This window comes from Pseudomonas sp. Ant30-3 (assembly GCF_000690905.1).
Classification (GTDB): domain Bacteria; phylum Pseudomonadota; class Gammaproteobacteria; order Pseudomonadales; family Pseudomonadaceae; genus Aquipseudomonas.
In genome coordinates, this window is the sequence record NZ_JMCL01000146.1 from 1 (window position 1) to 8,374 (window position 8,374).

The window sequence follows — 8,374 nt, forward strand, 5'->3', positions numbered from 1 at the left end:
GAGGGAGCTTGCTCCCGCTTGGCCAGGCTGGCGCTCCAGTGCGCAGCATTCACAAAATGTGCATTGGTTGCGAAGATTTTTGGGGCCGCTTCGCCCGGACGCGGATCGGCCCGGCGGGAGCAAGCTCCCTCGCCACAAAAGCATTGTCAGCAGCCTTTGAAGACGCCCGGACGCTTCTCCACCAGCGACCGCATTCCTTCCTGCGCATCCTCGCTGCCCAGCAAGCGCTTCGCCAGCGCCGGCAACGCCTCTGCCGCCGCCATTTCGCCTTCGTGACGCGCCTGCCGCGCCGACATCAGCGTCGCCTGCACCCCAAGCGGCGCCTGGCACGCAATCCGCTGTGCCAACTCAATGGCTCGCGGCATCAAATCCTCACTGGCCATGACTTCCTGCACCAGGCCCAGGCGTAACGCTTCATGGGCATCAAACTCATCGCCGGTGAGTAACCAGCGCATGGCATTGCCCCAACCGGCCAGTTGGTGCAGGCGCAGGGTCGCGCCACCAAACGGGAAGATCCCGCGTTGTACTTCCTTCTGCGCGAAACGGGTATTGCTGGCGCACAGGTTGATGTCGGCCGCGAGCATCAGCTCGATACCGATCGTCAGGCAGTAGCCCTGCGCAGCGACGATCACCGGTTTGCTTACCCGTGGGCCGACAAACACCCCCCACGGATCACAACCACCGGGCGGCGCCTGCCAGCCTTCAGCGAGCGCCGCACTGGCGTTGACCAGATCGAGCCCGGCGGTAAAGTGCTCGCCATGGGCAAACACCACCGCCACCCGCGCTTCGCGGTCAGCCTCGAACTCGCCATAGGCAAGGCTCAACGCGTTGAGCAGTTCGAGGTCGAAAGCGTTGCGCTTGGCGACCCGGTCCAGACCGATCATCAGGACGTGGCCGTGCCGCTCGCAGGTGACACGACTCGAAGGGGGCTGATTCATCAAGCAATTCCTCGTGCGGGAAGGGGCGTGAGCGGGAAGAGCGCGCGCCAGTTTGCGTGATTCAGGTGAACCGATTTAGCGCGATCACCAGCGGGGCCGGGCCATTGAAAAGTAGTCGGTGTATCGAATCTGCGCAAAGCGTGTGACGTAACGGCATACGTGTCAGTTTTCCGACAAATAATGCTCCCTTTTTGGCCGAATTCCGGTATAGTGCGCGCCGGCCTTTAACCGGGCCGCGTTTAGGTAGCGCAATTCCCCGAAGTCAGCTTCGGCTGCACGTCCGCACAGCGGACTCTCCCTTGACGAATCTTTTTCATTCATTCGTTTTCGCAAATCCCCGCCGACAAAGCAGCCAGGGCGACTCTTGAGTCTTACACGGCATGCGCAGCTTTGGAGCATGGGTCTTTGCGGATGCACTTAGAGGCAGACCCATGACCCAGGAAACCGGCGGCTTCGCCGCTTTTAATCTTAATCCGAACATTCTTGCAGCCGTCATTGCGACCGGCTACGAAGAACCTTCGGCTATTCAGCAGCAATCGATCCCGATCATCATGGCCGGCCAGGACATGATTGGCCAGGCGCAAACCGGTACCGGTAAAACCGCCGCTTTTGCCCTGCCTATTCTGCATTGCATCGATCCTGCCAAGCGCGAGCCGCAAGCCCTGATCCTGGCGCCAACCCGTGAGTTGGCGCTGCAAGTAGCAACCGCTTTCGAAACCTACGCCAAGCAAATGCCGGGCGTGACCGTTGTGGCCGTTTACGGCGGCGCCCCGATGGGCCCACAACTGAAAGCAATCCGTAATGGCGCACAGATCGTTGTCGCCACCCCGGGCCGTCTGTGCGACCACCTGCGTCGTGACGAAAAAGTGCTGTCGACCGTGAACCACCTGGTTCTCGACGAAGCCGATGAGATGCTCAAGCTGGGTTTCATGGACGACCTCGAAGTTATCTTCAAGGCCTTGCCTGCTACCCGTCAGACCGTATTGTTCTCGGCGACCCTGCCGCAGTCCATTCGCGCCATTGCCGAACGCCATTTGCGCGATCCGCAACACGTGAAGATCCAGACCAAGACCCAGACCGTTACCGCGATCGAACAGGCTCACCTGTTGGTTCACGCTGACCAGAAGACCTCGGCTGTATTGAGCCTGCTGGAAGTCGAAGACTTCGACGCCCTGATCATGTTCGTGCGCACCAAGCAAGCGACCCTGGACCTGGCCAGTGCCCTGGAAGCCAAAGGCTACAAAGCCGCTGCGCTGAACGGTGACATTGCTCAGAACCAGCGTGAGCGCGTGATCGAATCCCTCAAGGATGGCCGTCTGGACATCGTTGTGGCGACCGACGTTGCCGCTCGTGGTCTGGACGTTCCGCGCATCACTCACGTGTTCAACGTGGACATGCCGTACGATCCGGAATCCTACGTTCACCGTATCGGCCGTACTGGCCGTGCCGGTCGCGAAGGTCGTGCATTGCTGCTGGTGACTCCGCGCGAGCGCCGCATGCTGCAAGTGATCGAGCGTGTAACCGGTCAAAAAGTTGCTGAAGTCCGCCTGCCGGATGCTCAGGCCGTTCTCGATGCGCGCATCAAGAAACTGACCAACAGTCTGTCGCCGCTGGTTGGCGATGCCGAGTCGACTCACGGTGATCTGCTCGATCGTCTGACCGCCGACATCGGTTGCAGCCCGCGTGCCCTGGCCGCAGCCCTGCTGCGCAAGGCAACCAACGGTCAAGCGTTGACCCTGGACGCTATCGAGAAAGAACGTCCACTGGTGCCGAACAATGCACCGCGTGGCGATCGTCCAGAGCGTACCGGTGATCGCCCGGACCGTGGTGATCGTGAGCGTCGCGCTCCGGTTGCATTGGCCGAAGGTCGTGCTCGTTGCCGTACCGCGCTGGGTGCGCGTGATGGCATCGCTGCCAAAAACCTGCTGGGCGCCATCCTCAACGAAGGTGGTCTGGCTCGTGAAGCCATCGGTCGCATCCAGGTGCGTGACAGCTTCAGCCTAGTCGAGCTGCCGGAAGACGGTCTGGAAAAACTCCTGACCAAACTGAAGGACACTCGCGTTGCTGGTAAGCAGTTGAAGCTGCGTCGCTATCGCGAAGATTGATCCGCTCTAGAGCTGATTGATCGAACATGAAAAATCCCCGACTGGTTCGGGGATTTTTTTGCCTGCGATTTGTAACAGCTGTCTTGTGGTGAGGGGATTTATCCCCGTTCGGCTGCGCAGCAGTCGTAAACCTGCATGCACGGTGCGTCTGCAAGACCTCGCTGTCCGATTTCACGACTGCTGCGCAGCCGAACGGGGATAAATCCCCTCGCCACAATGCCGCTGTTACAGGGTTATTCCGTTGCCGTTCCGCCTCCAGCTGTGACCACTTGCACGCTCATGCGCGGCGTTGCCAGATCAAAGCCTGCTTCATCCAGATGACGTTTCAGCGACAGGTTAAAGGCGCGCGACACTTCCCACTGCTTGATCGGCGCTGTCTTGAAACGGGCGCGCAGGATCGCGTTGCCTGACTCGAAACTCTCGACACCCTGTATCTCCAGCGGCGACCAGATGTTGCGCCGCTGCAGCGGATCGGTGCGAATTTTCTGACCGACTTCGCGCATCAGTTTGATCGCGTTATCAATGTCCATATTGGCCGGCACTGCCACCCGGAAAATCGCATAGCCGAATTCCCTCGAATAGTTCTTGATGCTTTTGATTTCGCTGAACGGGATGGTATGGACGATGCCGTCGATGTCTCGCAGGCGCACAGTGCGGATGGTCAGGCCTTCGACGGTACCGAGGTGGCCGCCGACGTCGACATAATCGTCGATGGCCAGCGAATCTTCGATGATGATGAACAGACCGGTAATCAGGTCGGCGACCAGTGATTGCGCACCGAAACCGATGGCCAGACCGATTACCCCGGCACCCGCCAGCAGTGGCGTGACGTTCATGCCCATGTTGGCCAGGGCGACGATCAGCGCGATGATGAAAATCGCCACAAACAGCACGTTGCGGATCAACGGCATCATCGTTTGCGCGCGGGCATTGGCCAGACCTTTGCGCGATCGGGTGAGCGCGTGATGCACGGCCGTGTCACTGAGAATCCACACCAGCCAGGCGAAGATCAGTGTGCCGGCGAGGCCGAACAGTTTGACGCTGATCTCGTGCCCGTCACCCTCGGTAAATGCGATCAGCGACATGCCCCAGACCCGCAGGCCCAGCTCGATGAAGACCAGCCAGACCAACAGGTGGGCGAGGGTATAGAAGAAGCTTTTCAAGCGGTCCGAGTACAGCGCGTGGCGTTTTACCCCGCGTTGCGGTCGCAGCGAATGGCGGCGTACCAACCCGTTGATGACCATGCACAACACCAATAGCACGGTGCAGATTAGCGATTGGCGCAGCGCGGTGCTGGTGTCGCCGGCCGAGACGAATGTGGCGAACAGCGAGATCGCCACCAGTACCAGCGCTGGCACGAACCAGAAGGTTCCGAGAATCTCGATCGTGTCGCTGAGCGCGCGACGGGTCAGGCGCCGGGACAGCGGCTGGTTGCGGATCAAGTGCGCGATCGGCCGGCGGAAGCGCAGGATGAACAGTCCGGTGGACAGCGCCGCGAGTACGTTGGCGATGGTCGCGGCAGTGTGCGCCAGATGAGTACCGAGGCTGGTGACCAGACGCGGGTCGCTCAGGGCCTCACCGAAGGCGGCGAAACTGCCGATCAGCCACAGCGGGCGAAAGGCTTGATGGCGCAGGATATACAAGGCGCGGTGGCGATGCGGGCCGTCGAGTACGGAGAACGCAATCACACAGATCGCCGAAAAACACGTGCCGACCACCAGCGCGTAAGCCAGCACCATCGCCAGGCTTTTGCCCAGAGACGAGGGCAGGGCGTAACTCATATAAACGGTGATCACCAAGGCGATCAGCCACGGTCCAAGTTTGCGCAAAGCGAAGCGCAACATGTCGAGCGCCTTGGGGTGCTGCGGCAATTCTGCAGTCAGACCGAAGCGCATCCGAACGCGGTGGCCGAGCCAGATCAGCGCCGCCGCCAGCAGGCTCCAGACCATCAGAATCATGGCGAAGCCAAAGATGATCGGCAGCCATTCGTTGGCCGGCAGTATCAGCGCCGCGAGTTCGTCCTCGGCCAGTTTGAATTCCGCAGACCAGCGTGTCAGCGGACTGTCTGCCCCGGAGAACTGTTTCTCGAAATTGGTCAGGGTGCCGCCGATCAGGCCGAGCACACCTTGCTCGGGTGTCGGTTGAGCTTTCGCTGTGGCGTCACGAAGTTTTTTCAGGTCGGTTAGCAACTGGGTGCGTTGCTGATCGTTCTCCAGCGACTTGATGACCTCGTCCAGCGATTGCCCCAGCGGTTCTTCGGCTTGCGGTTGGGTCTTGGCGCCGCCGTTGAGCAGGCTGGGCAAACCGACCGCCTCGGCGGACGCTATCGGTAGCAGCATCAGCAGGCAGACGAGAAGAAAATACGGCAGGGCGAAAAAACGAGCGAACACTGGACGGTCAACCTCGGGCTAAGCGGATCGAACGAGTGTACGAGCCCGTCAAAACCAATGCGAGCCGGGTGGGCATTTATTCGTTGAGTTTGGCGAGGATCTTGAAAATCACAGTGCCGAGGATGGTCAACATACCGACCCACATGGCGAAAATGCCTGCGTTCTTGTCACGGAAGTTGTAGCCGATCGCCAGCAGGATCATCCCGATGAGAATCGGGATCAGCATAGCGTGGAAGGATTGCATCGAGATCATGGGGCGACTGCCTTGTCGGAGGGTTACTCGAAGTTTAGGTCGGTTTAGGCGAGCTTGGGGTGATGTGGGTCAGAATGCGTCAGGAGCAGCGCGATAGCTGTGGTATGGAGCCCCTGTGGCGAGGGGGCTTCCCCCCGTTGGGCTGCGCAGCCGCCCCAAAATCAGGCAACCGTGATTCTTCAGGCAAACCGCATTTACTGGCTTTGCGACTGCTTCGCAGCCGAACGGGGGCAAGCCCCCTCACCACAGAAGCACCCTCGCCACAGATGTATCTATTCATTCACCAACCAGCTGCTGCCTCAGGGCAGTTCCTGGCACGCGTAAAACGCACTCAGCACTTTCACCAGGTGCGTCAGGTCATGGCTGCCGCACAGTTCGCGGATCGAGTGCATGGCGAACGTCGGCAGACCAATGTCGACGGTGCGCACGCCGAGGTGGCTGGCGGTGATAGGGCCGATGGTCGAGCCGCAACCCATGTCGCTGCGCACCACGAAGCTTTGTACCGGGACTTCTTCGGCCATGCACAGATGGCGGAAGAAGCCGGCGGTTTCGCTGTTGGTGGCATAGCGCTGGTTGCTGTTGACCTTGATCACCGGGCCGGCGTTGAGTTTCGGGCCGTGGTTGGCGTCGTGCTTGTCGGCATAGTTGGGGTGCACACCGTGGGCGTTGTCGGCCGAGACCAGCAGAGACTTCTGAATGGTGCGTACGAACTCATCCCCTTCGGGCAGCAAGCGGCGCAGGGTTTGTTCGAGCATCGGGCCGTCCGCGCCGCACGCCGAGCAGGAGCCGACTTCTTCGTGGTCATTGCAGACCAGCACGCAGGTTTCTTCGGTGTCAGCGGTGAGCAAGGCTTGCAGTCCGGCGTAGCACGACAGCAGGTTGTCCAGACGCGCACCGGCGATGAAGTCGCCATTGAGACCAATCACGGCAGCGCTTTGGGTGTCGTAGAAACTCAACTCGTAATCGAGCACTACGTCGGCATTCAGGCCATGCTCCAGCGTGAGCTGGTTGGTGAGCACGGCGCGAAAGTCCACACGCTCGTCACCGGCAAATTGCGCGAGAATCGGCGGCAATTCAGTCTGGGCATTGATCGCCCAGCCCATGTTGGCTTCGCGGTTGAGGTGAATGGCCAGATTGGGGATGGTCGCGATCGGCGCCTTGAAGTCGATCAGCTGGCTCTCGACCTTGCCGTCGCGGCGAAAGGTCACTCGACCGGCCAGGGACAGGTCACGGTCGAACCACGGTGCCAACAGCGCGCCGCCATAGACTTCCACACCCAGTTGCCAGAAGCCCTGACGTTGCAATTCCGGCTGCGGTTTGACCCGCAGGCACGGGCTGTCGGTGTGTGCGCCTACCAGGCGAATGCCGCCGTGCAGAGGCGAATGTCGGCCCATCTTGATGGCGACGATGGAGGAATCGTTACGGGTAACGTAATAGCGGCCGTTGGCCTCGGTGGTCCAGGGCTCGCGTTCGTCGAGCCGCTGATAACCCGCCGCTTCCAGGCGCTGAACGAGGCTGGCGGTAGCATGAAACGGGGTAGGGGAGGCCCGGAGGAAATCGATCAGGCCTTGGTTCAACTCTTCGCGCATAAATAGCTCCAGACAGCAATGGCGTCAGTTTAACGTATTGGTCGGAGAATTGGCGGTGGGGTGCTGGAGCGGATGGCTTCGCGAATGAATCTGCCGGAGATCCACTGTGGGAGCGCGCTTGCTCGCGAAAGCGGTTTATCAGTCAGCATCGACAGGGTCTGACACAACGCTTCGCGAGCAAGCCCGCTCCCACAGGTTGTGCGGGGTGTTCAGAACGGTGCCGGGCACTCGAAGCGCAGGCGCTCGCCGGTCTGCGGATGCGTGAAGCTCAGCATGCTCGCGTGCAGGCACAACCGTGGCCAGGCGGCGAGCGCCTGCTCGTGGGCGTAGAGCCCGTCGCCCAGCAGCGGATGACCGATGGAGAGCATGTGCACGCGCAACTGATGGGAGCGGCCGGTGATCGGTGTCAGCTCAACGCGGCACCAATCCTCACGGCGCTCAAGCACGCGCCAGAAGGTCAGGGCGTTCTTGCCGAATTCATGATCCACCACGTGGCGAGGTTTGGTCGGCGGATCGTAGCGCAGGGGCAGATCAATGCTGCCACTGTCCAGTTCCGGCTGGCCCCAGCACAGTGCGGTGTAGGCCTTTTCGGTTTCACGATCATGAAATTGCCGGGACAGTTCGCGGTGAGTGTCCGGATCGCGGGCCAACAGAATGATGCCGGAGGTTTCCCAATCGAGGCGATGAACAATTCGCGCTTCCGGGTAGCCGTTTTCCTGCAGGCGGGTGATCAGGCAGTCCTTGTTGTCCTCGGCGCGGCCAGGGACGGAAAGCAGCAGGGTCGGTTTGTTCACCACCAGAACGGCGGCGTCCTGATGGATGATGCTGATGTTGGACAGCGGCATTAAACAGCCTCGTAACAAACGGCAACGGCGACGCGATCATTTGCAGATCCCTTCCGTAGGAGCCGGCTTGCTGGCGATCGCATCCACGCGGTGTAAATGACACAACGCGTTGATGCGATCGCCAGCAAGCCGGCTCCTACAGGACAGGGGCGCGTAAATGATCGAGCCGCCGTGGCTCCCGTCGGATCGATCAGCGATCCGGCAGGGTGATATTGAGTTCCAGAATCGAGCAACTGCCCTGGTTTTCCAGAGCG

General features: G+C 60.6%; 6 protein-coding genes. 1 reads left to right on the top strand and 5 read right to left on the bottom strand.

Features of this window, described 5'->3' with window-relative positions; translation table 11 throughout:
- Window positions 1–146: 146 nt before the first annotated feature.
- Window positions 147–938 (bottom strand): crotonase/enoyl-CoA hydratase family protein, encoded by a 792-nt coding sequence (locus tag DU29_RS0126830; RefSeq protein ID WP_028624478.1) that lies wholly within the window; start codon window positions 936–938, stop codon window positions 147–149.
- 431 nt (window positions 939–1,369) lie between these two features.
- On the opposite strand from DU29_RS0126830, the gene DU29_RS0126835 reads away from it, so the two are divergent.
- The gene (locus DU29_RS0126835) at window positions 1,370–3,043 is read left to right on the top strand and encodes a DEAD/DEAH box helicase (RefSeq protein ID WP_028624479.1); all 1,674 of its coding nucleotides are present in this window, start codon (window positions 1,370–1,372) and stop codon (window positions 3,041–3,043) included.
- Window positions 3,044–3,276: 233 nt separating this feature from the next.
- Here the strand turns inward: DU29_RS0126835 and DU29_RS0126840 are convergent, their stop codons facing one another.
- The 4 genes from DU29_RS0126840 to DU29_RS0126855 all read right to left on the bottom strand — a co-directional run bounded on the left by DU29_RS0126840 (window position 3,277) and on the right by DU29_RS0126855 (window position 8,120).
- Window positions 3,277–5,433, bottom strand: coding sequence for a mechanosensitive ion channel family protein (locus DU29_RS0126840; protein ID WP_028624480.1), 2,157 nt, complete (start codon window positions 5,431–5,433; stop codon window positions 3,277–3,279).
- Between the two features lie 76 nt (window positions 5,434–5,509).
- The gene (locus DU29_RS1000000133040; RefSeq protein ID WP_177326987.1) at window positions 5,510–5,686 is read right to left on the bottom strand and encodes a hypothetical protein; all 177 of its coding nucleotides are present in this window, start codon (window positions 5,684–5,686) and stop codon (window positions 5,510–5,512) included.
- A gap of 299 nt (window positions 5,687–5,985) precedes the next feature.
- Window positions 5,986–7,275: a M18 family aminopeptidase gene (locus DU29_RS0126850; protein ID WP_028624481.1), complete on the bottom strand. Its 1,290-nt coding sequence runs from the start codon at window positions 7,273–7,275 to the stop codon at window positions 5,986–5,988.
- A gap of 209 nt (window positions 7,276–7,484) precedes the next feature.
- Window positions 7,485–8,120 carry an RluA family pseudouridine synthase gene (locus DU29_RS0126855; protein WP_028624482.1) on the bottom strand — a complete coding sequence of 212 codons (636 nt, stop codon included), beginning with the start codon at window positions 8,118–8,120 and terminating at the stop codon, window positions 7,485–7,487.
- Window positions 8,121–8,374: the final 254 nt, after the last annotated feature.